The following is a 26,829-nucleotide window of genomic DNA, read 5'->3' on the forward strand; positions in this document are numbered from 1 at the left end:
GGGTGGGACATGAAGGAGCCCGAGCGGTCCGCACTGCTGCGGATCACCGGTAGGTACGGCGGCAGTGTCGTGGTCGAGTTGAACGACTCCTATGCCCCGGGCATCCCGGACGTGAAGGGACAGCTCCTGGTCCACAACGACTTCGTGGCCGGTGTCCTCGACACCTATGTGGATCCAAGAGACCTGGCCGGCTGGGCACACGTATTGGACGAGGTCGCCGCGGGGCACGACGCCGTCTGGCGTGAGGCTGCGCGAGTCGCCGAGATCGGCATCCGCCTGAACTGGCGGGAGGACGACCACGATGGGATCACGGTCACCATCGCAGACCAGCAGACCACCAGGCTGGCAGTCTCCCTCACCATGGATCGCGGCTGGATCGACGAGCAGCGTGCCCTGCTTGAGAGGCTCCGCGCCGTCTGGGCGCACCTGATCCCCGCGGACTGAGGAGCTTCAGAGGGGATCAGCCCGTGCCACAGGCGTGCCAGATTGCGCGGGGACTCACGGAGAAAAGCGGCGGTCAGCGGGACTCAGGTGCCGCAGGCACCGAAGTCGGGGTTACCGAGGTCAGCGACAGCCTCGCCCCACCTCGCCCTCCTAACGCGGTGCTCTGAGAAGCTGTGCGTGCCGCACTCGGCACGTGAGATGGCTGTCATCATCATTGGATGGCAGGCAGGCAGCTACCGGCCGGTTGGACCCTGGAGGAGATCCGCAAGGTCTCCGGCGACCGGGAGGCCACACCTCTCGACACCGATCGCGTCGTGATGGGCTGGCCGGCACAAGGCGAGCGGCTCTACCTCGAGATCGTCTTGGGATTTCATGGACTCTGTCTGGTGAAAACCGTCAACGACGACGACTGGTACATGGGCAGCCTGAACAACGACGGCAGCGTCACCTGCTGGAGCACCTACGGCGACCTCTACGAGGCACTTCGCGGCCTGTAGCCCGACGACACCTGTACCGGCTGGACGGCGACGCCCGTCTCAGTTTCCGTCTCATTCAGCGCCGTTCACGGCCGTTCAGACGAGACCCGAAGCCGTCCCAGCGCAGACGCTCAGCCGCCAATGAACCCAGGCGAACGGCCCTGAACAAGCCCCACCACTCCACCAACACAGTTGGAAAGCGTGTTGGGGGCAACCCCTCACGAGTTCGAATCTCGTATCCTCCGCCAGTGCCTCACCGGGCACGATGTCGAAGGGCCCCACCGTTCGCGGTGGGGCCCTTCGACGTACGCAGTCTCATCTGCAGTCTCAACGCGCCCCTGCGGAGCCCTCCGGGCCGCCCTCGTCGGCAGCCTTGGCCACCTCCCAGATGAGACCTCCGACCCGCTGCGCCACGTCGGCCAGGATCCCTCCCGTCACGTGCTGGTAGCGGGCTGCCATCGCGGTGGACGACCACCCCATGATCTGCATCACCACTCGTTCCGGAACGCCGAGGATGAGCAGGACCGTGGCAGCGGTATGCCGGGCATCGTGCAGACGGCCGTCCCGCACCTTGGCGTCAGTCAGTAGCTGCTTCCACGCGTCGTAGTCCGTGCTGGGCACCAGCGGCTGCCGGCGACCGCCGCAAGGCGCTCTCGGAAGCTCGGCGCGTAGTGAAGCCTGGTGGGCTCGTAGCCGCAGCAGCGATCAACTGCTACGCCTCACTGCTCGAGCACGTCACGTACGCGCACTTGCACACCGACCACATGCAGGACGCGATCTCCAAGATTCTCGCTACCGCGGTGCATGATGGCCCCCACTTCACCCTGGCCTACTTCCACCGTGCAGAGGAGCTCGCCGATGAGCTTCGGGAGTCGGGGCTTACCAACGTGGCGGTCTTCGGGATCGAAGGCCCAGCATGGTCGCTGGTATGAACGGGGCATTCCGGTGCGCTGCTTTAGTCCCCGACGGCGCGGCCTTCTCCCGCAATGAACCGCCAGACGAGGGCGTGGCCCAGGATGATCAGGGCAATCAGCATGAGTGCCTCGGCCTGGATAGGGCGCAGCCCGACGTGGCCGGCGAGTTCGGGGAACGCGCCGACGACCGCGATCAGGGCGTAGAGCAGTGTGGAGCCGGCCTGCTGCCAGGCGACGAAATCGTCGCCGCCGGTGCGGGCCAGCAGCCGCACGGTGCACACGCAGCCGACTACCGCGATGGCGATGAAGGCCGCCCGCCAGACCTGCGGCTGCTCGGTGCCGCCGACCTGGGCGAACAAGCCCATCACGGCGGGCAGCAGGAAAGACAGGTAGACCCCGCCGACGACGCGGCGCTGGGCGGGGTCGCGCATCCAGTCGGCACGACGCTGAACGACGTTCCACCACAGGCCGACCAAGGTGAAGCAGGTCGCGGAGAAGAGGGCGTAGAAGGTGGTGATATCCATGGACGACGAGGGTTGCAGTGCTCGCAGCCCCGACCTGCGCCACACGCCGTGCGCCCGCCCCGCCCCCGCCGGTACGGACTAGCCGCCGGCACGCGGCCTGCTTCCATGCGGAGCATCGGTGACTGACGAGAACGCCGCGAGGTGCGGTGCCAGGCAACGCGGGCCCTGCATGATCCAGAAGACAGGGCCCAGGTCCCGCGCATCCGTCCGGGCATGGTGGGATGTGCGGCATACGGAAGTGGTCTGCGGCCATCCTTCACCGTCTTCGCCTCGGACGTCGACGACCTGGAGAAGCTGGTCCCGGACACGATCGTCGTCAAGAAGGTGTGACCCGACCCGCTCCGGTCTCAGCAACCCCTCACGAGTTCGAATCTCGTATCCTCCGCCAGTGCCTCACCGGGCACGATGTCGAAGGGCCCCACCGCTTGCGGTGGGGCCCTTCGACGTTGTCCGTCTCAGTTGGTTTTTCCGACAGCGCCGGGCGGCTGCCAGAGAACATCCCCCGACTTGTTGCGCGCCCTGTGTGCCGTCCGGCCCGTGGCTGGTGCTCTTGTGCACACTCGCCGACACAATGGTAACAATGGAGATAGTATCTCTCCCGATACTGTCGCCTACGGGGGTGTTCCCATGCGTCGTTTCATCGGGCGGGACCGCGAGCTGAGTGTGCTCCGTGACGCCTTCGAGTCAGTTCACGATGCCTCCGGGTCGGCGAAACCAGGCCAATGCATCCTCATGCGGGGAAGGCGGCGGGTCGGCAAGTCCAGCCTCGTCGAGGAGTTCCTCCGACGCACCGAGGCACCGAACCTCTTCTTCACCGCGGCGGGCGGCACGGCGGCGGACGAATTGACGGAGCTGCTCGACGCCGTCGCCAGATCCTCCCTGCCGGAGCGGGAACTGTTCTCGGAGGAGACCCCGGAGCAGTGGAACGCCGCATTCAGGCTGCTTGCGGAGATTCTTCCCGACGACAGCCCGAGCGTGGTCGTCATCGATGAGGTGCCGTATCTCATGGACCGCATCGACGCCTTCGAGGGCATGCTCCAGCGGGCGTGGGACCGCCTGCTCAGCCGCAAACCCGTACTCCTCCTCCTGGTCGGATCCGACCTGTCGATGATGGAGGCGCTGAACAGCTACGACCGCCCCTTCCATCAGCGGGGCCGGGAAATGGTCGTGGGACCGCTGAACCCGGCCGACATCGGCGAGATGCTCGGCCTCTCGTCGGCGGCCGCCTTCGACGCCGCTCTGATCACGGGCGGTCTCCCGCTGATCTGTGCGGAGTGGCGGCCTGGAGCGGATATCTGGGAGTTCCTCGGCAACTCGCTGGACAACCCGATCTCGGCGCTGCTGGTATCCGCCGAGCGCTCACTGGCCGCGGAGTTTCCACCGCAGGCGATGAGCAGGGAAGTCCTGCGGGCCATCGGAAGCGGAGAGCGGACCTTCACCAACATCGCGCGCGCCGCCGGCGGCATCGCCCACACCACTCTCACCCGAGCCACGGATGTCCTGACCGAGAAACGGGTGGTGGCAGCCGAACTGCCCCTCTCCCTGCGGCCGTCGAAGGAACGCCGCTACCGAGTGGCCGACCCTTACCTGCGGTTCTGGCTCGCGTTTCTGGATCCGCACATGGCGGAGATCGAGCGGATGCGGGGAGATCTCACGCTGAGCCGGATCAAGGAGCAGTGGGCGAGCTGGCGGGGCCGCGCGATCGAGCCCCTGGTCCGGGAATCGCTCGCCCGCCTCCTGCCGGACGGGCTGCTGCCCGCCGCCCCGGCGATCGGCGGGTACTGGACCCGCAGCAACGACGTCGAAATCGACTTGGTGGGCGCCGACCGGCAGCCGGTGGCCAAGCAGTTGCTCTTCCTCGGCTCGGTCAAGTGGCTGGAGAACTCCGCGTTCGACAGCCACGACCTGGCCGCGCTGCAGAAGCACCGGGCTGCGATCACCGACGAGCCCGTGCCGCTCGTGGCGGTCTCCCGCAACGGGGTCAGCTGTTCCGGACTCCAGGCGGCCTACGGCCCCGAAGAGCTGCTCAGCGCCTGGCGGAGGGCATGAGCGGGCTGAGCTCCCGTGGTTGCGGTTCTGGTTGCAGTCGCCTCGGTCCGGCGCGGGTCCGGCCGGAGGCCTGGGTGCGATGTCCTGTTGACGCCCGGCGGTCGGTCCCGGGCGAGAGGTGAGTAGCCCCCGGGCCCATGGTGCAGCTAGCTCCACCATCGGTTCGGGGGTGTACGTACTCGTCTCGGCGAGCGGGCGACGGCATCGTTGAACCCAGATGATCCCGGCCGATTCCGGCTGATCCCGAGGTTCACCGCTCCCCCCCGCCCGGAAGGAAACCACCATGAATTCGCTGCTCTCGTCGAGGCCTGGAACGGCGTACGAGACGCAGCCCGTGGCTCCCGGTCCGGCCGTTCCCGGTGCGTTCGCTTCCTTCGCGCGGTTCGTACTGTTCGGCGGCGGTGTCGGGGTCGCCTCCAGCGGCGCCGTGGCACTGCTGGCCGGGCTGATGCCCTGGGCGGTGGCGAACGCGCTGATCACCGTCGCCTCGACGATCCTCTGCACGGAGCTGCACGCGCGGTTCACCTTCAGGAGCGGGCGGCGTGCCGAATGGCGTCAGCACGTGCAGTCCGCGGGGTCGGCCACGGCCGCCTACGCGGTGACCTGCGCCGCGATGTTCGTCCTGCACATAGTGCAGTCGTCGCCCGGGATACTGACCGAGCAGATCGCCTACCTCGGCGCCGCCGGGCTCGCCGGCATCGGTCGCTTCCTCGTCCTGCGCCTGTTCGTCTTCGCCACCGGCCGAAGCCGGAACGCGGAGAACCGGAACCCGGGGAACCGGAACCCGGAATACCGCAACGCGGAGAACACCTCTCCGGTGCGCTGGCCCAGATGGAATGGCGCGGGCGTGCTGACCGCGGCCCGCTCCGGAGCACTGGCGACGGTCTGAAGCAATGGAATGGCCTGAAGCGACGGTCTGAAGGACCACGTCAGGAGAGAGGCGGGGCCCCACAGGGGAGCCCCGCCCCACGCGTCTGCCGGGTCCGGGTCAGGCGGGCGTCACAGGGACACCGCGACCGCGTTGAACGTCGTCTCCGGCGTCTGCGGGGTGGTGAAGCGGGCGTTGACGAGGTACAGGCGGTCGCCGAAGCGGGCGACGGTGGTGGGGACGTCGAAGCGGGGATCGGTGATCGTGCGGCGCAGGGTGGCGGTGGTGACCTTGGCGTCGAGGTCGAACACGCTGATCAGGTTCAGCCGGTTCTGTACGACGTACAGCGTGCGGCCTATGCGGTAGAGGCCGTCGCCGTTGACCACGGTGTCCGCGCCGACCAGCGTGATCTTGGTGGCGTACCCGGTCTTGAGGTTCACGTTGTAGAGCTCTCCCGGCGAGCTCTTGACCACGATCAGAGCCTTGCCGTCGGGGGTGCCCACGATGCCGTTGGCGTTGTTGACGTCGGGCGTCTGGACCCAGTCGCCGGTGAGGGGGAGCGCGCGGACCTCTCCGTCGCGGCCGCGCGGTACGCCGTAGAGCACGGCGTCGCGCGAGTCGGTGAACCAGGCGCGGGCGCCGAGCAGGGTGACGTCGTTAATGAAGTGGCCGGTCGGGACGGTCAGTTGATACGTCGTCACCTGCTCGCCGGTGCGAGAGTCGACGATCCGGGCGACTCCCGTGTTTCCGGCGATGTACAGCAGGCCGTCGTCGTCCAGCTTCAGGCCGACGGACACCTGGCCGGTGCCGCCCGGGTAGAGGATCTTTCCCTCGCCGGTGCGCAGGTCGGTGCGGTAGACGGCGCCGTTGGCGCGCGAGCCCATGTAGGCGTACGGCTTTCTGCCGATGGCGATGCCCTCGGGGAGAAACGCGTCGGGGAGCGGGAACTCGGTCGGCCAGGTGGCGACTCGGCCGGCGGAAGCGACGCTCGCGGCGCTTGCCTGGCCGGCGCCGGCCGCCGCCGCGAGTGCGGCGACGGCGGCACCGCCGAGAACGGTGCGCCGGGAGGGCTGGGGGTGGTTTCGGGTCATGGTTTCCGGGCCTCCGTGCGGAGTGGGGGGAAGTCTTCAGACTCGACAACTCAACTCAACACGACACGACATGGCATGACACGAGGCGCTACGAATCGACAGGAGATCGACAGGGCGCGCATCGATACGACTGGACACGACTCAACCCTGGACCGCGCACTCCGAGCATGGCGGGTCAGCCGATCTTCACGGTCTTCGACACCGTGACCTGGTCGATGTCGGTGGTGCGGACCGTGGCCTTCAGCGTCCAGGTGCCCGGCACCGGAAGGGTGACGCCGTCCGCCCCCCAGTAGCCGCCCAGGTTCGTGAGCTCGGCGTCGATCGGGCCGATCTCCTGCGCGGACAGGGTGAAGGTGAGGCGGAGTTCGGGGACCGTCGCGATGCCGCCGTCGGGGCCGAAAATCACGGCCTGCACGGAGTTCTCGCCCACCCGGCCCGGCGCCAGTTCGATCTGTACCTTGCCGTGGCCGCCCGGCGTCCCCACGTCGAACGGGATCACCGTCATCGCCGCCGGGGGCTGCTCGGACGCCGCGCTGCCCGACGCCGCGGCGGCCTCGGTCTCGGCACGGCCCGGCTGAGTGCCCGTGAGCAGGGTGGTGATCACGAGCACGACGATCCCGACGCTGACCTCCGCCAGGACCGAACGACGCAGCGCGCGCCGGTACACAGCGGTCCGATCGGTGGGATCACCTTCATCGGTCGAATCACTCTCATCGGTGGGATCACTTTCATCGGTGGAATCAGCAGGGGCAGCGGCGTCGGAGGGCAGATCAGCCCGTACGTCCTTGGCGGCGGCCCCGGCCATCTCCGGCACCCGTTCCCTCACCGCCACCCGTTCCTCCGCCACCAGCATCAACCGCCCCGTCCAGCGCCGCGAGAAACCCGCCCCCGCCAGCAGCAACAGCACCGCGGCCAGCTTGACGGTGAGGATGCGGCCGTACGACGTCGAAGTCAGGGCGTCCCAGGAGCCGAGGCCGCGCCAGGACTGGTAGACGCCGGTGACGACCAGGACGGCGACCGAGGTGAGGGCGAGGCGGGAGAAGCGGTTGACGGTGGCCGCGGGGAGCGGCTCGGCCGACCGGTACAGCGCGGTGAGCAGGGCCGTCAGACCGCCCAGCCAGACCGCCATCGACAGCAGGTGCAGTACGGAGGAGGCCATCGCCACGGGGACCTGGATCCCGGCGGAGGCGTGCTCGGCGGCGGCCCAGGTGACCGCGAGGGAGATGGTGAGCAGCCCGCCGAGCGCGAGCACGCCCCGGTTCCGCCCCCGCTCCCGCTCCGCCACCTGATGGACGGGATAGAACACCGCCGCCCCCAGCAGCACCAGCCGCGCCGCCAGCGCCAGTCCCGGCCTGCTGGTCAGGGTCTCGCTCAGGACGGACGGGTCGAAGGCGTCCGCGGGACCGCTGCCGCGTTCGTACGGGCCGCGCAGGAGCAGCAGCGCGACGGTGGTCAGGACGAGGGTCCACCAGCCCGCGAGGAGCAGCCGCCGTACCGGGCCGGGGAAACCGCAGACCAGGACGAAGGCGGACGCGCCGATGAGGAGGGCCAGGCCGCCGTACGCGACGTAGCGGGCGAGGTCGTAGAGCGTGCCGGCGGCGCTGTTCCCGTTGGGGTCGGAGGGCAGGACGACGCTGGTCGCGGACGGCTTGCCGATGGAGAAAGTGAAGGCGCCGGAGACCGGGTGGCTGTCCGCCGAGACGACCCGCCAGGCCACGGTGAACGTGCCGGTGCCCAGGCCCTTCGGCAGGCTCACACGGGCGGTGTCGGAGCGGTCGCCCGCGTGCCCCGGCTCGCCCGTGTGGACGCGCCGGTTGTCCGGGTCGAGCACCCGGAAGGAGTCTTCGAGGAGCCCGATGGACTCGGTGAAGGTCAGGGTCACCTGGGTGGGCGCCGACTTCAGCACGCTGCCGTCCTGCGGATCGGAGCCCGTCAGTGCGGCGTGGGCGGACGCGCCGCCCACGCCGCCGAAGAGCACCAGAACCAGCACCGTGCCCAGCAGTGCCAAGCCCCGGACGACGTGCCGTCGCTCCCGCTGTCCGCGTCCGCCACGTCCGTTCACACGCCGTCTCCGTATCCGTGTTTCCAGGGTCTTGGATACGTACGGACGAATGGGGCGCCCGTACTCACCCGACCGGCAACGCACCCTCCCCGAAAGCCGTCTTGCGGGTCAAAAAGGCCAGTTGGGCGCGCTTCTCGGGCAAGTAGACCTCGGGCAGGTCGATTTCGGGAAGCACGATCTCCGCTTCCGGCACGAAGCCCTGCCGGACCAGCCGGTCGATCGCCTTCGTGTTGCGCGCGTCGGGTTCGACCACGACCCGCTGCCGGTCGAGGCCGATCAGCGCGTAGGTGGTGAAGGCGGCCAGCAGGGCGGACGACCAGCCCGGTCGGCCGCCGCCGGGCCCCGCGGGGCCGATCAGCAGATGGATGCCGATGTCGCCGGGCTCGACGTCGTAGCACTCGCTGACCCGGTCGGCCTCGGGCTCGTACGTCTGGAAGAGCGCCGCCGGTTCGCCGTCCTTGACCGCGAGGAAGGCGTGGTGGGTGTCGAGCGAGTCCAGATGGACGTACGTCTGCAGGACCTGGTCCTTCGTGAGCCCGTTCATGCCCCAGAACCTGGCGCGCTCCTCGGTCACCCAGCCGTGGATCACGTCCAGGTCGGCGTGCGGGTCGACGGGCAGGATGCGAACGGTGCCGAAGCCGTCGAGCCGCTGCTCGTGGACGGCCTCGCGGGTGTGGGCGTACGGCTCAGTGGTCATGGTTCTCTTCTGCTTCCTGTGCTTCCTGTGCTTCCTGTGTGAGCTGCTTCCAGTCGGTGATCACCGGGGCCAGGTCTCCCTTGAGCCACAAGGGGAGTTGGTCGCGGTGGTGGGCCGAGCCGGGGACGCCCGAGGCGCCGAACGGAACCACCCACAGACTGTTCTCGCGGTCGGCGAGGTCCCAGACATAACGGGCGGCGGGGCCGCGCGCGCTCAGGTCGGTGAGGCCGGGGACCGCCGAGGTGCACAGCACGCAGTCGTGGTCTCCGGAGAGACCTGGTTCGTCGTACGAGGTGGTGGTGAGCGCGCGCCAGGGGGCGAGGCGGTGGGTGTCGCCCCAGGTGCCGAGCGGCTCCGCGGCCGCCTCCTCGACGGCTTCGCGTACGAGGGCGGCGCGGTCGATGCCGTACAACTCCTCGGCCTTCAGCAGGTTTTCGAGGGCGAAGCCGATGCGAGGGAGAAGGGCGAGCCAGGGGCGGAAGATCTCCGGGTACGGGGGCGGGTCGGCCAGCGCGGCGAAGGCGGGGTGGGCGGCGAGCCGTCGTACGACCCCGCCGCGCACCGCGGAGTACGCCGCCGCCCCCGTGCTGTCGGCCGTCATCCGGCGGTCCCAGCGCAGCAGCCGGTCGCGCAGGGCCGTCGCCTCCAGGGTCAGGCCGTCGAGGGCGGCGAGGTGGTCCATCAGGGGGGCGGCGGAGGCGAGATGGGTGTCCATGTGGATGTCCGCCATCTCCGGGGCCGACCACGCGGGCTGCCGGTCGAGGAGGTGGCGGATGCGCGCGGCACGGTGGACCGGGGCGAACTCGACGCCGAGCGGGGTCGCGGGCCCGCGCTGGTTCGCCATCACGGCGACACCGTCCGCGAGATCCTCGGCGGTCCCGTACGGCATCTCGTGCCAGCCCTGCCACTCGTGTCCCGGCTCCCAGGCGGCGACGATCCGCGTGCGGTTGTCCTGGCCGCGGACCGGGACCCGGCCCGCGACCCGGTGCAGGACGCCGCCTTCGGTGTCGGCGGCCTGGACGACGTTCACCGGCTCGACCCACTGGTCGAACGCCCGGTCCACGTCGGCGACCCGGCGGGCGCGGAGGAGCGGGAGGAGCGCGCTGAAGCCGAGGTCTTCGGTGACGCGGGGCGGGTAGCGCAGGCTGAGGGGAGCGGTGGCGGCGTCCTCGTCGCTCCCGGCGTCCTCGTCGCTCCCGATGCTCCCGATGCTCCCGATGACGATCGGTCCGCGTGCTGTCTCGATCACCTCCACCTCGACCGGCTCGCCGCCCGCCACCTCGATCGTCTCGACATGCCGGGCCACCGGCCGCCACTCCCCGTCCGGGTCCAGAGCTTCCAGGGCTTCCAGGGTCTCCGGTCGCTCCACGGCCTGCGGCCCGACCCGTCGCAGCCGCTCCCGGTACAGATCCTGGTAGTCGGCCATCGCGTTGGTGATGGCCCAGGCGACCGTGCCCGTGTGGCCGAAGTGGGCGATGCCCGGGATGCCGGGGACGGCGAGGCCGACGACGTCGAACTCGGGGCAGGAGAGGTGGATCTGCTGGTAGACGCCGGGGTCCTCGATGAAGCGGTGCGGGTCGCCCGCGATGACCGGTTGCCCGGTGACGGTCCGCTCGCCGGTGACGAGCCAGCCGTTGCTGCCGGAGGTGCCGGGCCCGTCGGTGGCGAAGAGCCCGACCGCGTCGGCGCCGAGCCGGCGGACGACCTCCTCGCGCCACAGCTTGGCGGGGAAGCCGGCGAACAGGATGTGCGTGGCGAGCCACACGCCGAGCGGGGTCCAGGGCTCCCAGCGTCCCGGGGCGAGGCCCGTCTCCGCGAATTCCGGTGCGCGGCGGGCGCCTTCGGCCAGCCCCTCGTTGACTCCGTCGACGTACGCGACGACCCAGTCGGCGGTTTCCGGGTCCGTTCTCGCCAGGGCTCTGAAGCAACGTCTCGCGGTGTCGTCGAGCCGGGCCTGCCGTGCGAACCGGTCCCAGGCGACGGCCTCGGCGCCGAGGAACGCGGCAGAGGTGCCCTGCGAACGGTGCCGTTCGACCTCGAGCTGCCAGGCTCGGTCGGCGGCAGTGGTACGGCCCTGGGTGTGGGCGAGCTCGCGTGCGTCGCCGGCGCGCAGGTGCGGGATCCCCCAGGGGTCACGGTAGATCTCGACGGTCACGTTCCATCCCCAATTTTCTCAGGTTAGGCTAACCTAACTCCCAATGTGCCGAAATCGTACGCGAGGGGTGGAGACGCGATGGGCCAGGGGCACGGCTGGGAGGGCGCGGTACTCAAGCTGCTGCGCGGCAAGGACTTCGCGTTCACGGTGACCGAGGCCGAGGACGTCACCCCGCGCTACCGTCGGCTGCGCCTCACCGACGGCGGCACGCTCGCGGCGACCGGCGTGCACCCGACCATGTGGGTCAGGCTGTGGTTCGACACCGCGGGCAGGCCGCACCAGCGGGCGTACACGCTGGTCGACCCCGATCCGGCGGCCGGCACCTTCAGCCTGGAGTTCGCCCTGCACGACGGCCGCGCGAGCGACTGGGCACGGGCGGCCCGCCCCGGCGACACGATCGAGGCGACGGTCCACGGCAGCGCCTTCACGGAGCCGAGCCCGGCGCCCTCCCACGTCTTCGCCGTAGCCGACACGGCCTCGCTCCCCGCCCTCAACTCCCTCCTGGACACGGTGGGTACGGCCCCGGCGACGATCTGGTTCGAGACGGACCACGGCACGGACGGACTCCCCCTCCGCGCCGCCCCCTCCCGTCACGACCTCCGCGAGGTCCCCCGCCGCGACCAGGGCGCCCACCTCGTCTCCGAGATCAAGGCGACCCTCCCCGGCCTCCTCAAGGACCAGCCGGCCCCGTACGTCTGGATCGCCTGCGACACCACCACGACCCGCTCCCTGACGTCGTACGTCCGCAAGGACCTGTCCCTGCCGAGGCAGCGGGTGAACGCGATGGGTTACTGGCGCGCTGCCTGAGCGGTCCCCCCGCCCGGGGAGGCATCCCTCCCCCTCGCGCGGGATCATCGAGGCATGGACGTCACCCTTCACATCGCCCAGGATCCCGACGCCGACGAGCTGCTCGGCCGGAGTCCGCTCGCCGCTCTGATCGGGATGCTGCTGGACCAGCAGGTGCCGATGGAGTGGGCGTTCAAGGGACCGCGCACGATCACCGAGCGCCTCGGCACGGACGAACCGGACGCGCACGAGATCGCGGTGTACGACCCCGAGAAGTTCGCCGCGCTGCTGTCGGCGAAGCCCGCCGTGCACCGCTATCCGGGCTCGATGGCCAAGCGGATCCAGCAGCTGTGCCAGTACCTCGTGGAGCACTACGACGGAGACGCCGCCGCCGTCTGGGAAGGCGTCGGTACGGGCACCGAACTCCTCCGGCGGCTCAAGGACCTGCCCGGCTTCGGCGCCCAGAAGGCCCAGATCTTCCTGGCCTCCTCGGCAAGCAGTTCGGCGTGCGCCCCAAGGGCTGGCGCGAGGCCGCGGGTCCGTACGGCGAGCCGCAGTCCTTCCGCTCGGTCGCCGACATCACCGGCCCGGAGTCCCTCGCGAAGGTCCGGGCCCACAAGCAAGAGATGAAGGCGGCGAAGGCCTCCGGCAAGTAACCGCCACTCCTACGCGTCCGTACCTGGTGGTCCCACTCTCCCTGGGGGCTGCCGCCCCCAGGCAGGGGTCCAGGGGGCGCAGCCCCCAGGGATGGGACGGGTCGGGCGGCGGGGGCGAGAAACCACCCCGCACGACGTCCCCGTCCACCACTCGGCCCACCCCGATGGCACCCCACCCCCGCCCGGCCAAAGCATGAATCATGACCGAGGCACCAAGCGACTCCCCCTGGGGCCCGCAATACGACGACCGCCAGATCCACGGCCGCGGCCGCGGCCGCACCCCGCATGTCCCGCGCACGCTCTGACCCACGGCGCACGTCACGTCGTACGTCACCCGTCCTGTCGTACGTCACACGTCATGTCGAACTCCGCCCCATACGTCAACTTCGCGCCCAGCTCATAGGCCAAGAGGGCGGATCTCCCCGCCGGCCCGATGCGCCGCCCTCCCGCGGTGGGGACATGCCTCCCATGAGACCCACTCCGCACCGGCGGCCGTACATGCTGCGCCGGCACGCGTGGATGCGGGTTCTGGCGCTGCTCGTCGTCACGGCTCTCGCGGCGGGCGCGTACGTCGAGGCGCACGCCGTGGACCACGTCGCGGCCTCCTCGGAATCGGGCGGCGGCGCCGAGCACGACGTACTCGACACGGCACTGCGACCGCCCGCCCGGCAGGAAGACCGCCCCCTCGCCCCACTGCGGCCCGCACCTCACCCCGCTCCCGGGCTTTCGCGGCCCGCGCGTCGCCCCCGCTCCGTACCGGCATCGTCCGTCCCCACCCCGCGCGCCCTGCGCTCAGTGGTCCTGCGCTGCTGACAGGCCCGGCCCCCCTCCGGACCCCTCCGTCACAAGCCGACCACCGAACGCAAGGACACAGCCATGCCCAACGATCCGTACGCGGTCCTCCGCGCCCTGCTGCGCGCCGAAGCCGCACGCAACGCGCCCAAACCGAAGCCGGAGTCGCGGCCCGGGCCCGCCGACCGGCAGCAGAGCACACCCCCCAAGGAATCCGGAAGCAACTGAGCGGCCAGGCAACAACGAAGGCGACCGCCCCGATACGGGGCGGTCGCCACGCCTGCCACCCGCCTTCCCACCACCGACTACCGTCTGCGTCGCGCCGTCCCGAAGAGCGAGCGGGTGATCTCCCGCCCGATCTGCGTACCCACCGACCGGGCCAGGGACTTGAAGATGCCGCTGCCGACCACCTGCTCGACGACCGAGGCTTCCTCCTTCCCCTCCCTCTCCCTCTCCCTGGAACCCTTGGTGCGTCCCTTCGGCGGCGCCTGCGCGGCTTCCTGGGCAGCCTGTGCGCGGGCGGCCTCCCGCGCGGTGAGCTTCTCGTACGCGGACTCGCGGTCGACCGCCTGCGCGTAGCGCCCGTACAGGGAGGACGCCTTCACGGCCTGGCCCAGGACGGTCGCGTCGACCGGGCCCATCAGGGACTGCGGCGCCCGCAGCCGGGTCGCCGCGACCGGTGTCGGCGCGCCCTTCTCACTCAGCACGGTGACCACGGCCTCGCCGGTGCCGAGTCCGGTGAGCACCTCCTCCAGGTCGTACGCGGAGTTGGGGAACGTCTTCACCGTGGCCCTGAGCGCCTTCTGATCGTCCGGCGTGAAGGCACGCAGCGCGTGCTGAACCCGGTTGCCGAGCTGGGCCAGGACGTCGCCCGGAACGTCCTTCGGCGTCTGCGTGACGAAGAAGACGCCGACCCCCTTCGAGCGAATCAACCGCACGGTCTGGGTGATCGAGTCCAGGAAGGCCTTCGACGCGTCGGTGAACAGCAGATGCGCCTCGTCGAAGAAGAAGACGAGCTTCGGCTTGTCGGCGTCGCCGACCTCCGGCAGATCGTGGAAGAGATCCGCGAGCATCCACATCAGGAACGTCGAGAAGAGCTGCGGTTTGTCCTGGACCTCGGGGAGTTCGAGAACGGACACCATGCCGCGCCCGTCCGACGCCGTCCGCAACAGCTCGCTCGTGTCGAACTCCGGCTCACCGAAGAACGGGCTCATGCCCTGCGCCTCGAACGCGGTGAGGGAACGGAGGATCACCCCCGCCGTGGCGGTCGACAGCCCACCGATCCCCTTCAGCTCCGCCTTGCCCTCGTCCGAGGTCAGGAAGGTGACGACCGCGCGCAGGTCCTTGAGGTCGACCAGTTCCAGGCCCTTCTGGTCGGCGTAGTGGAAGATCAGGCCGAGCGACTGCTCCTGGGTCTGGTTGAGTTGGAGCACCTTGGACAGGAGCACCGGACCGAAGCTGGTGATCGTCGCCCGTACGGGGATTCCGTGGCCCATGCCGCCGAGCGCGAGGAACTCCGCCGGGCAGCCGGTCGGCGTCCACTCCTGCTGGACCTCCTGGGCGCGCGCCCGCACCCTGTCGTTCGACACGCCCGGCGCCGAGATCCCCGAAACATCACCCTTGATGTCGGCGAGGAACACCGGCACGCCCTGGGCCGACAACTGCTCGGCTATCAGCTGCAGCGTCTTGGTCTTGCCGGTGCCGGTCGCGCCGGCGACCAGGCCGTGCCGGTTGAGCATGGGCAGCGGGATGCGGATCTGGGCGTCCGACAGGCACTGACCGTCCCAGAGCAGGGCGCCCAGGTCGAGAGCGGGCCCGGAGAAGGCGTACCCGGAGGCGATCTCCAGGGCCTCCTCGGGAAGCGCGGCGCCACCACTCATGGCCTCGGATCCGACGCCACTCGCAGTACTCGCAGCACGCGCACCCGCGGATCCAGCACCGCTCGCACCCTCGGATCCGGCGCCGCCGGCACCACTCACACCTTCGGGTGCCACCGTCGGCGGTCCCTCGCTGTCACTCATGTCAGGCCCCTGTTCCCTGTTCGGGTGCGCCCAGCCGGTGCGGGCAAGCCAGGCGAGTTACCGTTATGCCCGCGTTTGCAACGTCTTTTCCAGCGTCGCACTCCGCCGCCATGGCTGCGCCCGGAAGGTCTGGGCCGGTAGGCTTTCCGTGTGATCTTCAAGCGCATCGGAAACGGCCGGCCGTACCCCGACCACGGCCGGGAAAGCACCCGGCAGTGGGCGGACGTCGCGCCGCGCCCGGTCCGCCTCGATCAGCTCGTGACGACGAAGGGCCAGCTGGATCTGGAGACCCTCCTCGCCGAGGACTCCACGTTCTACGGCGACCTCTTCGCTCACGTCGTGAAGTGGCAGGGCGACCTGTACCTCGAGGACGGCCTGCACCGCGCCGTCCGAGCCGCGCTGCAACAGCGGCAGGTCCTTCACGCGCGCGTCCTCGAACTCGACTGACCTCGCGGGCGTACGGGTTGACCCTTTTGGGTTGGACTGGGCGCGGGGCAATGATCATTTAGTAGGCATCGCCGCCGCAGCGCATTACGCTGCGCTCATGAGCATGCTCACTCCCCCTGGCATGGGCGGCCAATACCGGATCACGGGGGACAAGTACCCACGGATGCGCCGACCCCGGGGGCGCCGCAGGCTCGTGTTCCTGGTCGTCGCCTCCGTCACCGCGCTCGGGCTGATCAGCTGGGGAACCCTGCAGCTCATCGACGTCTTCACGGGCGGCGGTGACAAGGCCACGGCGGTCGGTGCCAAGACGGACTGCGCATCCAAGGCCGGCGCTTCGTCCACGGCGTCCGCCGCACCCGCCGACCCCCAGGCCCTGCCCAGACCCGGCCAGATCACCGTCAACGTCCTGAACGCCACGCCCCGCAGCGGGCTCGCCAAGGAGACCGCGGACGAGCTGAAGAAGCGCGGGTTCCGCATCGGCGACGTGGGCAACGCGACGGAGGCGTACGACAAGAAGGTCAAGGGCTCCGGAATACTGCTCGGCGCCGAGTCGGCCGTCCAGGCGGCGCTCCCCGTCCTGAGCACCCAGCTCTCGGGCGCCACGGTGAAGACCGACGGGCGCGCGCAGGCCGACCAGGTCGACCTCATCATCGGCAACGACTTCAAGGCGCTGACGGAAAAGGAGGACGCCGACAAGGCGCTGGCCGTCCTGGCCCAGCCCCAGCCGACGCCCTCCACCACACAGAAGAGCTGCTGAGCTTCGTAGGTACGCCACTCACGCTTTCGTAGGTACGCCACTCACCTGCAGAGCGGCGTGCCTACTCGGCTGCCCCGTACATCCGGTCCCCCGCGTCGCCCAGGCCCGGCACGATGTAGCCGTGCTCGTTCAGGCGTTCGTCGACCGATGCCGTGACGACGGTGACCGGCGTGCCCGCGAGGTCGCGCTCCATGACCTCGACGCCCTCCGGGGCGGCGAGGAGCACCACGGCGGTGACATCGTCCGCGCCGCGCTTGATCAGTTCCTGGATCGCCGCGACGAGCGTGCCGCCGGTGGCCAGCATCGGGTCGAGGACGTACACCTGGCGCCCGGAGAGGTCGTCCGGCATGCGGGTCGCGTACGTGGACGCCTGGAGCGTCTCCTCGTCGCGCACCATGCCCAGGAAGCCCACCTCGGCGGTCGGCAGCAGCCGCACCATGCCGTCGAGCATGCCGAGGCCCGCGCGCAGGATCGGCACGACCAGAGGGCGCGGGTGGGACAGCTTGACGCCCGTGGTGGAGGCGACCGGGGTCACGATGTCGACCTGCTCGGTGCGTACGTCCCGGGTGGCCTCGTACGCGAGCAGGGTGACCAGCTCGTCGGCGAGCCGCCGGAAGGTCGCGGAGTCGGTGCGCCGGTCGCGCAGGGTGGTGAGCTTATGGGCGACCAGGGGGTGGTCGACGACGTGGAGACGCATGCCGATAACAGTAACCGCGCCCCCGCGTCCCTCGCGCTGGCGTCAAACCGCCCGTCCGAGGGAAAGTGGGAGAGACGGACCCGGACCTGGGGTGGTGTGCCTATGCCGGACCGGGAAGAGCGGCACCCGGAGCAGCTGGAGCGTCGGAAACGGCAGGAACCGCCGGAACGGCAGGAATCGCCGGAACGGCAGAAACCGCCGGGTTCGCCGGAATCGCCCGAACGGCAGGAGTCGGACGCCGAGCGCAGGCGGCGACGCGCCCAGTTCCTCCGCGAGCGGGCCGAGGCGCGTGAGCTGCGCGACCGTGTCCAGCCCCGGCGCGCCAAGGCCGCCCGCCTGCGTCACGCCGTGCGCATGCGCACCTTCCGTTGGTAACTCCGTCGGCGTCACGCCCACGCCGTGCGGGCGGGGACATGCACGTGTGACGCCGAGTGCCGCGTACGATCCGCTGGTAGCGATCAAAAGTGGCAGACACAGCAGGCCGAAGACATCCCCTGAACGCTCTGTTTCTGCCACGATTCCGAGTGGGTGGGGCTCGGAGCAGCACTCCCCGCCCATCAACCTCCGCCGGGGGGACCCCCAACCGGCACGCCTATGACCAGTGGGAGAGTCACGGTGTACTTCGCCGCACTGCTCGCGCGCACCGAAGACGGGTGGGAAGCGAGCGACACAGAGCTCGACGATGTGGAAACCCTGTCGGATCTGACCGACCTGGCCCGTGAAGCCTCGGAGGAGGACACGGTGCTCGTACTCATCGAGCAGGAGGACGCGTGGTTCGGCGTCGTCCGCCTGGACGGTGAGGAAGACCCTCGTATCTACGTCTCGGACGCCGCCGCCGCTGCCCGCAGCTCGTACGGCGAGATCCTGCTCACGGACGAACTACTAGGACGGGAGCCCGGCGACGACGACACCGACCTGGACTCCCTCGACCTGGACGGCACGGAAGACGGTGAGCCCGACAACGCAACCGACGCCGACGACGAGGACGAGGAGGCGTCCGGCGAGGCCGTGTCGCACAGCCCCGTCGGAGACCGCGAGATCCTCGCCGACCTCGGTGTGAGCGAGAAGGAACTCCTCGCCCTGGACGAAGGCGACGCGCTCAGCACGATCGCCGACGCCCTGGGAGCGGCGGAGGTCCTGGAGACCGTCCGCTAGCTTTCCGGGCTGGGCGGTTTTCCGGGTACGTGGCTCCCCGGGTCGGGCAGTTCCGGGTACGCGATTTCCCGGGTGAACGGCCCTCCGGGGTGCGCGGCTTCCCGGGTGCGCGTTTCCCGGCTCCGCGGCTTCCCGGGCGGGCGGTTTTCCGGGGGGCGCGGCTTCCCGGGGCCGGTCGTTTCCTGGGGTGCACAGTTTCCCGGCTCGGGCGGTTTCCCGGGTTAGGTTTCCCGGGTGAGCATCACAAAAGAGACGTTTCCATCAGATCCGGTACGCGAACGCTGGCGGGCCGCGATGCGGCTCGCCCTGGACGAGGCCGACCGGGCCGTCCAGGGCGGTGATGTCCCCGTCGGCGCCGTCGTGCTGTCCACGGACGGTACGACGGTGCTCGCGGCCGGTCACAACGAACGCGAGGCCACCGGCGATCCGACCGCGCACGCCGAGGTGCTCGCGATCCGTGGTGCCGCCCAGCGGCTCGGCGAGTGGCGGCTGTCCGGCTGCACGCTCGTCGTCACGCTGGAGCCCTGCACGATGTGCGCGGGCGCGCTCGTGCAGTCCCGGGTCGACCGGGTCGTCTACGGCGCCCGCGACGAGAAGGCGGGCGCGGTCGGCTCCCTCTGGGACCTCGTACGCGACCGTCGGCTCAACCACCGGCCCGAGGTGATCGGCGGCGTACTCGAGGACGAGTGCGCGAGCCGCCTCACCGACTTCTTCCGCGACCGCTGAGCGCACCCCACGAGCGCCGGGAGCACGGGAAACGGATTTCAGACCACGACCCACCTTGGGGTAGGGTCTCCCTCGGTAGCGTGTCCGAGCGGCCGAAGGAGCTCGCCTCGAAAGCGAGTGTGGCGCAAGTCACCGAGGGTTCAAATCCCTCCGCTACCGCTTGAGAAGGGCCCCGTCGACAGACGGGGCCCTTCGTGTTTCCGTGTACCCGGATAAGCCCCGGCGCCGCCGCTCGCAAAAGGCGTCGCCCAGCGGGGCCGTTGATCCTAAAAACGGGTGTGAAGGTTACACTCACCGCCGGCAACAGGGGGCCCAGCGGGCGCAGCAGTCACAGGGGAGGCCGCGATGGCGGTGAATTCGAAGAAGATCGCCGTCTATGTGCTCGTGGTCTTCGTGGTCTACGTGATCATCACGGATCCGGCGAAGGCGGCCGATTACGTACAGATAGGGTTCGAAGGTATTTCGAGTGCCGCTCAGGCCATAGGCGACTTCATGACGTGGATCGCTGAAGGGGCCAAGGACTGAGCGGCGACCCACGCGCCACCAGGGAGTGCCCGTGATCCGCCATCTGGTCCTCTTCAAGCTCAACGAGGGTGTCGAGCGCGACGACCCGCGCGTCGCCGAGGGCGTGGCCGCCTTCCGCGCGCTCGGCGGTCAGATCCCCGAGCTGCGGTTCTGGGAATGCGACTGGAACATCACCGACCGGCCCATCGCGTACGACTTCGCGATCAACTCCGCGGTCGACGACGCCGACGCGCTGAAGCGGTACTTGGAGCATCCCGCGCACCAGGCGGGCGTCGCACTGTGGCGCGAGTTCGCGACCTGGGTGATCGCCGACTATCCGTTCTGACCCGCGCGCCCCGAAGCCCCTCGCCGGAACCGGCGGGGGGCTTTCTGGCGTATTGCGCCCCAACTCTCCCCAAATCCCCTTCAACACGGCCTTATACGGTGCTTGCACACAGTGCACATGTCTTGTGATGCTATGACCGCTTTTGACGGATGCGTTGACAGATCTGATGGATCATAGAGGTGGAGTTGACCGTGCCGGCCAGTACTGCGCCTCAAGCACCACCCCAGGAGCAAGCGCTGCTCCAGGAACGGCAGCCGCTCCAAGAACGGCCACCACTCCAAGATCGCGCACCGCTTCAAGAACAGGCGCCACTCCAAGAACAGGAGTCACCTCAGGAAGCCACCCCGGAGCGACGACGCGGCGCCGACACCCGGGCCCTCACCCAGGTGCTCTTCGGCCAGCTCAAGACGATGCAGCCGGGCACCTCGGAGCACCACCGCGTACGCGGGGCGCTCATCGAGGCGAACCTTCCGCTCGTCCGCTACGCGGCCGCCCGCTTCCGCAGCCGCAACGAGCCGATGGAGGACGTGGTCCAGGTCGGGACGATCGGGCTCATCAACGCCATCGACCGCTTCGACCCCGACCGGGGCGTGCAGTTCCCGACCTTCGCGATGCCCACCGTCGTCGGCGAGATCAAGCGGTACTTCCGCGACAACGTCCGCACCGTCCACGTACCCCGCCGACTGCACGAGCTGTGGGTGCAGGTGAACAGCGCGACGGAGGACCTCACGACGGCCTTCGGGCGCTCGCCCACGACCGCCGAGATCGCCGAACGGCTGCGCATCACCGAGGAGGAGGTGCTGTCCTGCATCGAGGCGGGGCGCTCCTACCACGCGACCTCCCTCGAAGCCGCCCAGGAGGGCGACGGGCTGCCGGGACTGCTCGACCGGCTCGGCTACGAGGACCCCGCCCTCGACGGGGTCGAGCACCGCGACCTCGTACGCCACCTTCTCGTACAACTGCCCGAACGCGAACAACGCATCCTTTTCCTGCGCTACTACAGCAATCTGACGCAGTCACAGATCAGTGCCGAACTGGGAGTCTCCCAGATGCATGTGTCAAGGCTGCTCGCCCGCAGCTTCGCGCGTCTTCGATCCGCAAACAGGATCGAGGCGTAACCGGTAAGAGCGAATCGTTCAACGGATCCCTTTCCGACAGTTCAGCGTCGAAAAACCGTCAGACCCCCTTTTTCCAGGGCCGATTCATCCCTTCCATGTCGACATGTCACTACAGCGTGTTGCCGACATGTGACATTCTGCCGGAAGAGCGTTTGCCGCGGCCCCGCCGCCGGTATTCAGGTGGAGGCTGCGTTCCTCCGACGGGAGCGTCCGCCGCGACCGTCCGCGACCCAAAGGGGGTGGCATGTCCGCAGACCAGGGCAGCTCCAAGGTGCTCACGCTCATGAAGAGCGAATCCGCGCCCGACGCGCTTCACGATGTCCCGGCCCTCCCGGCCCCCGACGCCGACCCGGCGCTCTCGGCCCCCGATGCCGCACCGGTCCTCCCGGTCGCCCCCGAGACCTCGGGAGCCATCGACACCCGCACCCTGTCCCGCTCCCTGTTCCTGCGGCTCGCCGCACTCGGCGAGAACAGCCCGGAGCGCGCCTACGTCCGGGACACCCTGATCGAGCTGAACCTCCCGCTCGTCCGGTACGCGGCAGCCCGCTTCCGCTCCCGCAACGAGCCGATGGAGGACATCGTCCAGGTCGGCACGATCGGCCTGATCAAGGCGATCGACCGCTTCGACTGCGAACGCGGCGTGGAGTTCCCCACCTTCGCGATGCCGACGGTCGTGGGCGAGATCAAGCGGTTCTTCCGCGACACCTCGTGGTCGGTGCGGGTGCCGCGCCGCCTCCAGGAACTGCGACTCGCCCTCACGAAGGCCAGCGACGAGCTCTCCCAGAAGCTCGACCGCTCCCCGACGGTCGCCGAACTCGCCTCGGTCCTCGGCGTGTCCGAGGAGGACGTGGTCGACGGCCTCGCCGTCGGCAACGCGTACACGGCGTCCTCGCTGGACTCGCCGGCCCCCGAGGACGACGGCGGCGAAGGCTCCCTCGCGGACCGCCTCGGCTACGAGGACACCGCCCTGGAGGGCGTCGAGTACCGCGAGTCGCTGAAGCCGCTGCTCGCCAAGCTCCCGCCCCGCGAGCGCCGGATCATCATGCTGCGCTTCTTCGCGAACATGACCCAGTCGCAGATCGGCGAGGAGGTCGGCATCTCGCAGATGCACGTCTCCCGGCTCCTCACCCGGACCCTCGCCCAGCTGCGCGAAGGGCTCATCTCCGACTGATCCCTTCTTGATCCTGTTGTGAACGCTTGCCGACCGCTTCATAATTGACGGATCGTCAGCCACACTGGCGCGATGCGTCGAGCGACTTGGCTCCATGGCCGTCGAGGCGCCCTGGTGGGCGCCTCGACGGCTGTTGTCTGTCTGAGTGCCGTGGCGGCCGCCTGCGGAGGTGGTGGGGGCGGCGGCGGTTACGTGGCGGTGGGAGCGCCCGCGCAGTCAGGGGCGGCCGTGGCCCCTACCGGGGACGTCTCACTGATGCCGCTGACCGGAGGAGAGGCTTCCGCCTCTCAGGGAGGCGCTCCGCCCGGGAGTTCGGGCCCAGGTCCAGGAACAACCGCCTCGGGCTCCGGTGGCACCGGGGCGGGCGCGAGCGCCGCGAGCAGCGGTACGTCGACACCCGCTTCCGGGGGTGCCGACTCTGGTCGTACGAGGGGAAGTTCCGGCGCTGCGTCCGTGCCGCCGGCCGTCCCCACACCCACCACCCCCGGGCCCGCCGCCCTCGACGTGGGCGAGCCCCTGCGGGAGGCCGCCGATCAGCGCTGGTGCGAGAACGTCACCGTCTCCTTCCACAACACCGGGGGCAGCGCGGTGCGTTCGGGCACGGTGACTTTCGGGACGCACATCATCGGGGCGCTCGGCATCGACTGGGCGACGATCGGATCGACCGAGGACCTGCCCGCGCCGATCGCCGCCGGAGCGAGCAGGCAGAAGACCTGGACGGTCTGCGTCGACGCCTGGCGCGTGCCACTGGGCATGCACATCGAGACGCGGGACGTGTCCGTCCAGTGGAAGTGACTCGTCTTCTCCTTGTTCTCCTACGTGTCCTGCTGCGTGTTCTGCTCGCGGGGCGTCCTTATGCCAGCGCGAGCCACGCCACCGCGGCCACGACCACCACGGCGACGACGACGCCGAGGATCAGACCCATGCGCGGGCCCGCCGGGGCGGCCGCCTGCTGCTGCCGGGCCTGGGGGCCCTCGTCGACGAAAGCGCGGAACATCTGGGTGCTACCCGCGGGGTCGTAGTTGCCCTCGGGGCCCTGGGTGTTTGCCATGGCCCAGGACCCTAGCGAATGCGCGAGGGTTGCCCAAGTGCGGGGCCCCATGAAGGCCTGACACGGGCACACCGCCCCAGGCACCGGGCATACCGCCCCCGACCTGCAAGTTTACATTTGCCAATGCTTGCCTTTGCCAAGGTTTTAGGTCCAGAGGCCCGATTTAGTTTGCCTGCAGCAACCAACTTATTTATGGTTGCCCTAAGCAACGAAACAACGGGAGGCGTGATGGCCGAGCAGGCGCAGTACAAGGAACTGGCTCGCCAGCTCAGTGCCATCGGCGCCGTGAAGAGGGAGATGGCGCGGATCCTGCCGGTCGACTGCCCGGCGGGTTCCGCCGCCGTGCTGACGCTGATCGACCGGTACGGAGAGATGCGGATGAGCAGGCTCGCCGAGCTGCTCGCCGTGGACATGTCCGTGACCAGCCGCCATGTCGCGCACATCGCGGACCGCGGCTGGATCGAACGGTCCCCCGACCCGGCCGACAAGCGCTCGCGCATCCTGCGCCTCACCGCCGAGGGGCACCAGCAGCTCGACGAACTTTCCCGGCGCACCTCGCAGCTCTTCGCCGACCGGCTGAGCGACTGGTCCGATCACGAGGTCGGGCAGCTCATCCAGCTGATGGGCCGACTGCGCGAAAGCTTCGGCGACTGCCGCTCCACGCAGCAGCGACCGCCCCAGGCGCCCCCGCATGCAACAGACGTAACAGAACTGACCACCCGTACACCCGCGTAAGTACGTAAGAAAAGGAAGCCCATGGCAACGACCACACCATCCGGTGTGCGGGGCTCTCACGCCAAGCACGGAGGCGCCCCCGACGGCGCTCCGATGACGCACCGACAGATCATGGAGGCGCTCTCCGGGCTGCTGCTCGGCATGTTCGTCGCGATCCTGTCGTCGACGATCGTCACCAACGCCCTCCCCGAGATCGTCGGCGACCTGGGCGGCGGCCAGTCCGCCTACACCTGGGTCGTCACCGCCTCGCTGCTGGCCATGACCGCGACCACGCCCCTGTGGGGCAAACTCTCCGACCTGTACAGCAAGAAGGCGCTCGTACAGATAGCCCTGGTCATCTACGTCCTGGGATCGGCCGCCGCGGGTCTGTCGCAGAACACCGGCATGCTCATCGCCTGCCGTGTGGTCCAGGGCATCGGCGTCGGCGGTCTGTCCGCCCTCGCGCAGATCGTGATGGCCGCGATGATCTCCCCGCGTGAGCGCGGGCGCTACTCCGGCTACCTCGGCGCGACCTTCGCTGTCGCAACCGTCGGCGGTCCGCTGCTCGGCGGAGTCATCACCGACACGAGCTGGCTCGGCTGGCGCTGGTGCTTCTACGTCGGTGTGCCCTTCGCGATCATCGCGCTGATCGTGCTGCAGAAGACCCTGCACCTGCCCGTCGTGAAGCGGGACGTGAAGGTCGACTGGGGCGGCGCGTTCTTCGTCTCCGCCGCGGTATCGCTGCTGCTGGTCTGGGTCACCTTCGCCGGTGACAAGTACGACTGGGTGTCCTGGCAGACGTACGCGATGGTCGGCGGCTCCATCGTGCTCGGGCTGCTGTTCGTCCTCGTCGAGTCGAAGGCGAGCGAGCCGATCATCCCGCTGCGGCTGTTCCGCAACCGGACCGTCACCCTGTCGTCGATCGCCTCCCTCTTCGTGGGTGTCGCGATGTTCGCCGGCACGGTCTTCTTCAGCCAGTACTTCCAGCTCGCCCGGGGCAAGTCGCCGACGATGTCCGGCGTCATGACGATCCCGATGATCGCCGGTCTGTTCATCTCCTCCACGGTCTCCGGCCAGGTCATCACCAAGACCGGCAAGTGGAAGCACTGGCTCGTCGCCGGTGGCGTCCTGGTCACCGCGGGTCTGGGTCTGCTGGGCACCATCCGGTACGACACGGACTACTGGCAGGTCGCGATCTTCATGGCGGTCATGGGTCTCGGCATCGGCATGATGATGCAGAACCTGGTGCTGTCCACGCAGAACCAGGTGGCCCCCGAGGACCTCGGCTCCGCCAGCTCCACGGTGACGTTCTTCCGTTCCCTCGGTGGCGCGATCGGCGTCTCCGCGCTGGGCGCGGTGATGGCCACCCGGATCACCGACTACATCAAGGACGGCCTGGCCGACCTCGCCCCCAAGTACGCCAAGCTGGCGTCCGGTTCCAGCTCCGACAGCATCCCGGACATGGACAAGCTGCCCGAGCCGCTGCGCACCGTCATGGAGAGCGCGTACGGCCACGCCATCGCGGACGTCTTCCTGATCGCCGCGGGCACGGCGCTGATCGCCCTCTTCGTGACGCTGTTCATCAAGGAAGTCCCGCTGCGGACCTCGGGCTCGCTGGCCCAGGCCGCGGACGCCAAGGCCGCGGACGCCAAGGCCGAGGCTCCGGCCGCCGAGCCGGTCGAGGCGAAGGTGCCGAGCTGGGCCGTCGCGGAGACCGAAGCGGGTCCCGAGGGCACCCAGCGCCTGGCCGCCGTCGCCACTGCCACGAAGGAGACCTCCCCGGTGCCCACTTCCGGCGGAATCCCGATACGCGGACACGTCCGCGGCGCCGAAAGCGCACCCGTCCCGCAGGCCGCGGTCACGCTGATCTCGCTCGCGGGACGACAGCTGGGCCGGTCGGTCGCACAGGCCGACGGCTCCTACGCGGTGGACGCGCCCGGCACGGGCTCGTACGTCCTGATCGCCTCCGCCGACGGCTTCCAGCCGCAGGCCTCGACGATCATCGTCAACGACGAGCCGGTCGCCTACGACATCCTGCTGAGCGGCACGAGCGGGCTGAGCGGGCTGGTGCGGGCCGCCGAGACCGGGACCCCGGTCAAGGACGCCATGGTCATCGTGACCGACGTCCGCGGTGATGTGCTGGCCACCGGGACCACCGGCGAGCAGGGCGAGTTCAGCTTCGCCGAGCTGGTGCCCGGCCCGGTGACCATCGCGGTGAACGCGGCCGGCCACCGCCCGCAGGCCCACCCCGTCGAGGTCGGCGGCACCGGGGTCACCCGGGTCGAGGTCGAACTCAGCTCGGGAGCGCAGCTCCAGGGTGTCGTACGGGCGCCCGGCGGGCCGCTGGGCGACGCGCGGGTCACGCTGGTCGACGCGGCCGGCAACGTGATCGGCACGGCCAGGACCGGTGCGGACGGCGCGTACGCCTTCACCGACCTGGACAGCGGCGAGTACACCGTCATCGCGACCGGCTACCCGCCGGTGGCGACGGCACTGACCGTGGGTGGTCGCGGCGTCGACAACCACGACATCGAACTCGCCCACCCCGGCGAGTAGGTGAAAGGCCCCGGCCCGTGGGGAAGCGCGCACTCTGAGCGGAGGTGCGCCC

The 26,829-nt window shown here is 69.6% G+C and carries 27 protein-coding genes, 1 tRNA gene and 3 pseudogenes; 22 read left to right on the forward strand and 9 right to left on the reverse strand.

What is annotated here, in order from left to right; all coding sequences use genetic code 11:
• Nucleotides 1-9 precede the first annotated feature (9 nt).
• Nucleotides 10-444: a DUF5959 family protein gene (locus ACX28W_RS05365; RefSeq protein WP_458997591.1), complete on the forward strand. Its 435-nt coding sequence runs from the start codon at nucleotides 10-12 to the stop codon at nucleotides 442-444.
• Between the two features lie 218 nt (nucleotides 445-662).
• Complete coding sequence (locus tag ACX28W_RS05370) at nucleotides 663-941, forward strand: hypothetical protein (RefSeq protein ID WP_458997592.1); 279 nt, start codon at nucleotides 663-665, stop codon at nucleotides 939-941.
• Between the two features lie 306 nt (nucleotides 942-1,247).
• On the opposite strand, the pseudogene ACX28W_RS05375 reads toward ACX28W_RS05370, so the two are convergent.
• Nucleotides 1,248-1,550 (reverse strand): annotated as a pseudogene (locus ACX28W_RS05375) (tyrosine-type recombinase/integrase); the annotation flags it as partial.
• Between the two features lie 2 nt (nucleotides 1,551-1,552).
• Here ACX28W_RS05375 and ACX28W_RS05380 point away from each other — a divergent pair.
• Nucleotides 1,553-1,849 (forward strand): annotated as a pseudogene (locus ACX28W_RS05380) (SAM-dependent methyltransferase); the annotation flags it as partial.
• A 26-nt stretch (nucleotides 1,850-1,875) separates the two neighbouring features.
• Here the strand turns inward: ACX28W_RS05380 and ACX28W_RS05385 are convergent.
• Complete coding sequence (locus tag ACX28W_RS05385; RefSeq protein ID WP_458997593.1) at nucleotides 1,876-2,358, reverse strand: hypothetical protein; 483 nt, start codon at nucleotides 2,356-2,358, stop codon at nucleotides 1,876-1,878.
• Nucleotides 2,359-2,985: 627 nt separating this feature from the next.
• Here ACX28W_RS05385 and ACX28W_RS05390 point away from each other — a divergent pair.
• Nucleotides 2,986-4,407, forward strand: coding sequence for an ATP-binding protein (locus ACX28W_RS05390; RefSeq protein ID WP_458997594.1), 1,422 nt, complete (start codon nucleotides 2,986-2,988; stop codon nucleotides 4,405-4,407).
• 283 nt (nucleotides 4,408-4,690) lie between these two features.
• Nucleotides 4,691-5,296 (forward strand): GtrA family protein, encoded by a 606-nt coding sequence (locus ACX28W_RS05395; RefSeq protein ID WP_458997595.1) that lies wholly within the window; start codon nucleotides 4,691-4,693, stop codon nucleotides 5,294-5,296.
• Nucleotides 5,297-5,406: 110 nt separating this feature from the next.
• On the opposite strand, the gene ACX28W_RS05400 is transcribed toward ACX28W_RS05395, so the two are convergent.
• From ACX28W_RS05400 to ACX28W_RS05415, 4 genes are all read right to left on the reverse strand, one after another.
• The gene (locus ACX28W_RS05400) at nucleotides 5,407-6,366 is read right to left on the reverse strand and encodes an SMP-30/gluconolactonase/LRE family protein (protein ID WP_458997596.1); all 960 of its coding nucleotides are present in this window, start codon (nucleotides 6,364-6,366) and stop codon (nucleotides 5,407-5,409) included.
• 175 nt (nucleotides 6,367-6,541) lie between these two features.
• Nucleotides 6,542-8,428, reverse strand: a complete 1,887-nt coding sequence (locus ACX28W_RS05405) for a copper resistance CopC/CopD family protein (RefSeq protein WP_458997597.1) — start codon at nucleotides 8,426-8,428, stop codon at nucleotides 6,542-6,544.
• A gap of 64 nt (nucleotides 8,429-8,492) precedes the next feature.
• The gene (locus ACX28W_RS05410) at nucleotides 8,493-9,125 is read right to left on the reverse strand and encodes a GNAT family N-acetyltransferase (protein WP_458997598.1); all 633 of its coding nucleotides are present in this window, start codon (nucleotides 9,123-9,125) and stop codon (nucleotides 8,493-8,495) included.
• Nucleotides 9,115-11,280: a penicillin acylase family protein gene (locus ACX28W_RS05415; RefSeq protein ID WP_458997599.1), complete on the reverse strand. Its 2,166-nt coding sequence runs from the start codon at nucleotides 11,278-11,280 to the stop codon at nucleotides 9,115-9,117. The genes ACX28W_RS05410 and ACX28W_RS05415 overlap by 11 nt, the downstream gene beginning before the upstream one ends.
• 78 nt (nucleotides 11,281-11,358) lie before the next feature.
• On the opposite strand from ACX28W_RS05415, the gene ACX28W_RS05420 reads away from it, so the two are divergent.
• From ACX28W_RS05420 to ACX28W_RS05435, 4 genes and pseudogenes are all read left to right on the forward strand, one after another.
• Nucleotides 11,359-12,087 carry a siderophore-interacting protein gene (locus tag ACX28W_RS05420; RefSeq protein WP_458997600.1) on the forward strand — a complete coding sequence of 243 codons (729 nt, stop codon included), beginning with the start codon at nucleotides 11,359-11,361 and terminating at the stop codon, nucleotides 12,085-12,087.
• Nucleotides 12,088-12,141: 54 nt separating this feature from the next.
• Nucleotides 12,142-12,722: pseudogene (locus ACX28W_RS05425) on the forward strand (HhH-GPD-type base excision DNA repair protein).
• A 468-nt stretch (nucleotides 12,723-13,190) separates the two neighbouring features.
• The gene (locus ACX28W_RS05430) at nucleotides 13,191-13,535 is read left to right on the forward strand and encodes a hypothetical protein (protein WP_458997601.1); all 345 of its coding nucleotides are present in this window, start codon (nucleotides 13,191-13,193) and stop codon (nucleotides 13,533-13,535) included.
• Nucleotides 13,536-13,598: 63 nt separating this feature from the next.
• Nucleotides 13,599-13,742: a hypothetical protein gene (locus tag ACX28W_RS05435; RefSeq protein ID WP_458997602.1), complete on the forward strand. Its 144-nt coding sequence runs from the start codon at nucleotides 13,599-13,601 to the stop codon at nucleotides 13,740-13,742.
• A 77-nt stretch (nucleotides 13,743-13,819) separates the two neighbouring features.
• Here ACX28W_RS05435 and ACX28W_RS05440 read toward each other — a convergent pair whose 3' ends face one another.
• The gene (locus tag ACX28W_RS05440) at nucleotides 13,820-15,394 is read right to left on the reverse strand and encodes a helicase HerA-like domain-containing protein (protein ID WP_458997603.1); all 1,575 of its coding nucleotides are present in this window, start codon (nucleotides 15,392-15,394) and stop codon (nucleotides 13,820-13,822) included.
• Between the two features lie 291 nt (nucleotides 15,395-15,685).
• On the opposite strand from ACX28W_RS05440, the gene ACX28W_RS05445 reads away from it, so the two are divergent.
• On the forward strand, nucleotides 15,686-15,982 hold the full coding sequence (locus ACX28W_RS05445) for a type II toxin-antitoxin system VapB family antitoxin (RefSeq protein ID WP_003999914.1): 297 nt from the start codon (nucleotides 15,686-15,688) through the stop codon (nucleotides 15,980-15,982).
• 97 nt (nucleotides 15,983-16,079) lie between these two features.
• A complete protein-coding gene (locus ACX28W_RS05450) occupies nucleotides 16,080-16,739 on the forward strand; it encodes a LytR C-terminal domain-containing protein (protein ID WP_458997604.1) in 660 nt (219 codons plus the stop codon).
• Nucleotides 16,740-16,800: 61 nt separating this feature from the next.
• Here ACX28W_RS05450 and upp read toward each other — a convergent pair whose 3' ends face one another.
• Nucleotides 16,801-17,436 (reverse strand): uracil phosphoribosyltransferase, encoded by a 636-nt coding sequence (upp, locus tag ACX28W_RS05455; RefSeq protein WP_362073806.1) that lies wholly within the window; start codon nucleotides 17,434-17,436, stop codon nucleotides 16,801-16,803.
• A 135-nt stretch (nucleotides 17,437-17,571) separates the two neighbouring features.
• Here upp and ACX28W_RS05460 point away from each other — a divergent pair, with 135 nt between their 5' ends.
• The 9 genes from ACX28W_RS05460 (at nucleotide 17,572) to ACX28W_RS05500 (ending at nucleotide 23,251) form a co-directional block, all read left to right on the forward strand.
• Nucleotides 17,572-17,811, forward strand: a complete 240-nt coding sequence (locus ACX28W_RS05460; RefSeq protein ID WP_458997761.1) for a hypothetical protein — start codon at nucleotides 17,572-17,574, stop codon at nucleotides 17,809-17,811.
• Between the two features lie 240 nt (nucleotides 17,812-18,051).
• A complete protein-coding gene (locus tag ACX28W_RS05465) occupies nucleotides 18,052-18,591 on the forward strand; it encodes a tRNA adenosine deaminase-associated protein (protein WP_458997762.1) in 540 nt (179 codons plus the stop codon).
• Nucleotides 18,592-18,885: 294 nt separating this feature from the next.
• Nucleotides 18,886-19,317, forward strand: coding sequence for a tRNA adenosine(34) deaminase TadA (gene tadA / locus ACX28W_RS05470; protein ID WP_362073866.1), 432 nt, complete (start codon nucleotides 18,886-18,888; stop codon nucleotides 19,315-19,317).
• A gap of 74 nt (nucleotides 19,318-19,391) precedes the next feature.
• Nucleotides 19,392-19,476 (forward strand) — tRNA-Ser (locus ACX28W_RS05475).
• Between the two features lie 186 nt (nucleotides 19,477-19,662).
• Nucleotides 19,663-19,842, forward strand: coding sequence for a hypothetical protein (locus ACX28W_RS05480; RefSeq protein ID WP_458997605.1), 180 nt, complete (start codon nucleotides 19,663-19,665; stop codon nucleotides 19,840-19,842).
• Between the two features lie 31 nt (nucleotides 19,843-19,873).
• Nucleotides 19,874-20,167 carry a Dabb family protein gene (locus ACX28W_RS05485; RefSeq protein ID WP_362073794.1) on the forward strand — a complete coding sequence of 98 codons (294 nt, stop codon included), beginning with the start codon at nucleotides 19,874-19,876 and terminating at the stop codon, nucleotides 20,165-20,167.
• A gap of 191 nt (nucleotides 20,168-20,358) precedes the next feature.
• Nucleotides 20,359-21,285, forward strand: a complete 927-nt coding sequence (locus ACX28W_RS05490; RefSeq protein ID WP_458997606.1) for an RNA polymerase sigma factor SigF — start codon at nucleotides 20,359-20,361, stop codon at nucleotides 21,283-21,285.
• Between the two features lie 244 nt (nucleotides 21,286-21,529).
• Nucleotides 21,530-22,456 carry an RNA polymerase sigma factor SigF gene (locus ACX28W_RS05495; protein WP_458997607.1) on the forward strand — a complete coding sequence of 309 codons (927 nt, stop codon included), beginning with the start codon at nucleotides 21,530-21,532 and terminating at the stop codon, nucleotides 22,454-22,456.
• A 453-nt stretch (nucleotides 22,457-22,909) separates the two neighbouring features.
• Entirely contained in the window at nucleotides 22,910-23,251 is a 342-nt protein-coding gene (locus tag ACX28W_RS05500; RefSeq protein WP_458997608.1) for a hypothetical protein, read from the forward strand.
• A gap of 58 nt (nucleotides 23,252-23,309) precedes the next feature.
• On the opposite strand, the gene ACX28W_RS05505 is transcribed toward ACX28W_RS05500, so the two are convergent.
• The gene (locus ACX28W_RS05505; RefSeq protein ID WP_458997609.1) at nucleotides 23,310-23,507 is read right to left on the reverse strand and encodes a hypothetical protein; all 198 of its coding nucleotides are present in this window, start codon (nucleotides 23,505-23,507) and stop codon (nucleotides 23,310-23,312) included.
• A 228-nt stretch (nucleotides 23,508-23,735) separates the two neighbouring features.
• Between ACX28W_RS05505 and ACX28W_RS05510 the strand changes: the two genes are divergently transcribed.
• Both ACX28W_RS05510 and ACX28W_RS05515 read left to right on the forward strand, forming a co-directional pair.
• Nucleotides 23,736-24,242, forward strand: coding sequence for a MarR family winged helix-turn-helix transcriptional regulator (locus ACX28W_RS05510; protein ID WP_458997610.1), 507 nt, complete (start codon nucleotides 23,736-23,738; stop codon nucleotides 24,240-24,242).
• A gap of 93 nt (nucleotides 24,243-24,335) precedes the next feature.
• On the forward strand, nucleotides 24,336-26,777 hold the full coding sequence (locus ACX28W_RS05515) for an MFS transporter (RefSeq protein ID WP_458997763.1): 2,442 nt from the start codon (nucleotides 24,336-24,338) through the stop codon (nucleotides 26,775-26,777).
• Nucleotides 26,778-26,829: the final 52 nt, after the last annotated feature.

The sequence above is a fragment of the Streptomyces sp. SD15 genome (genome assembly GCF_054462255.1).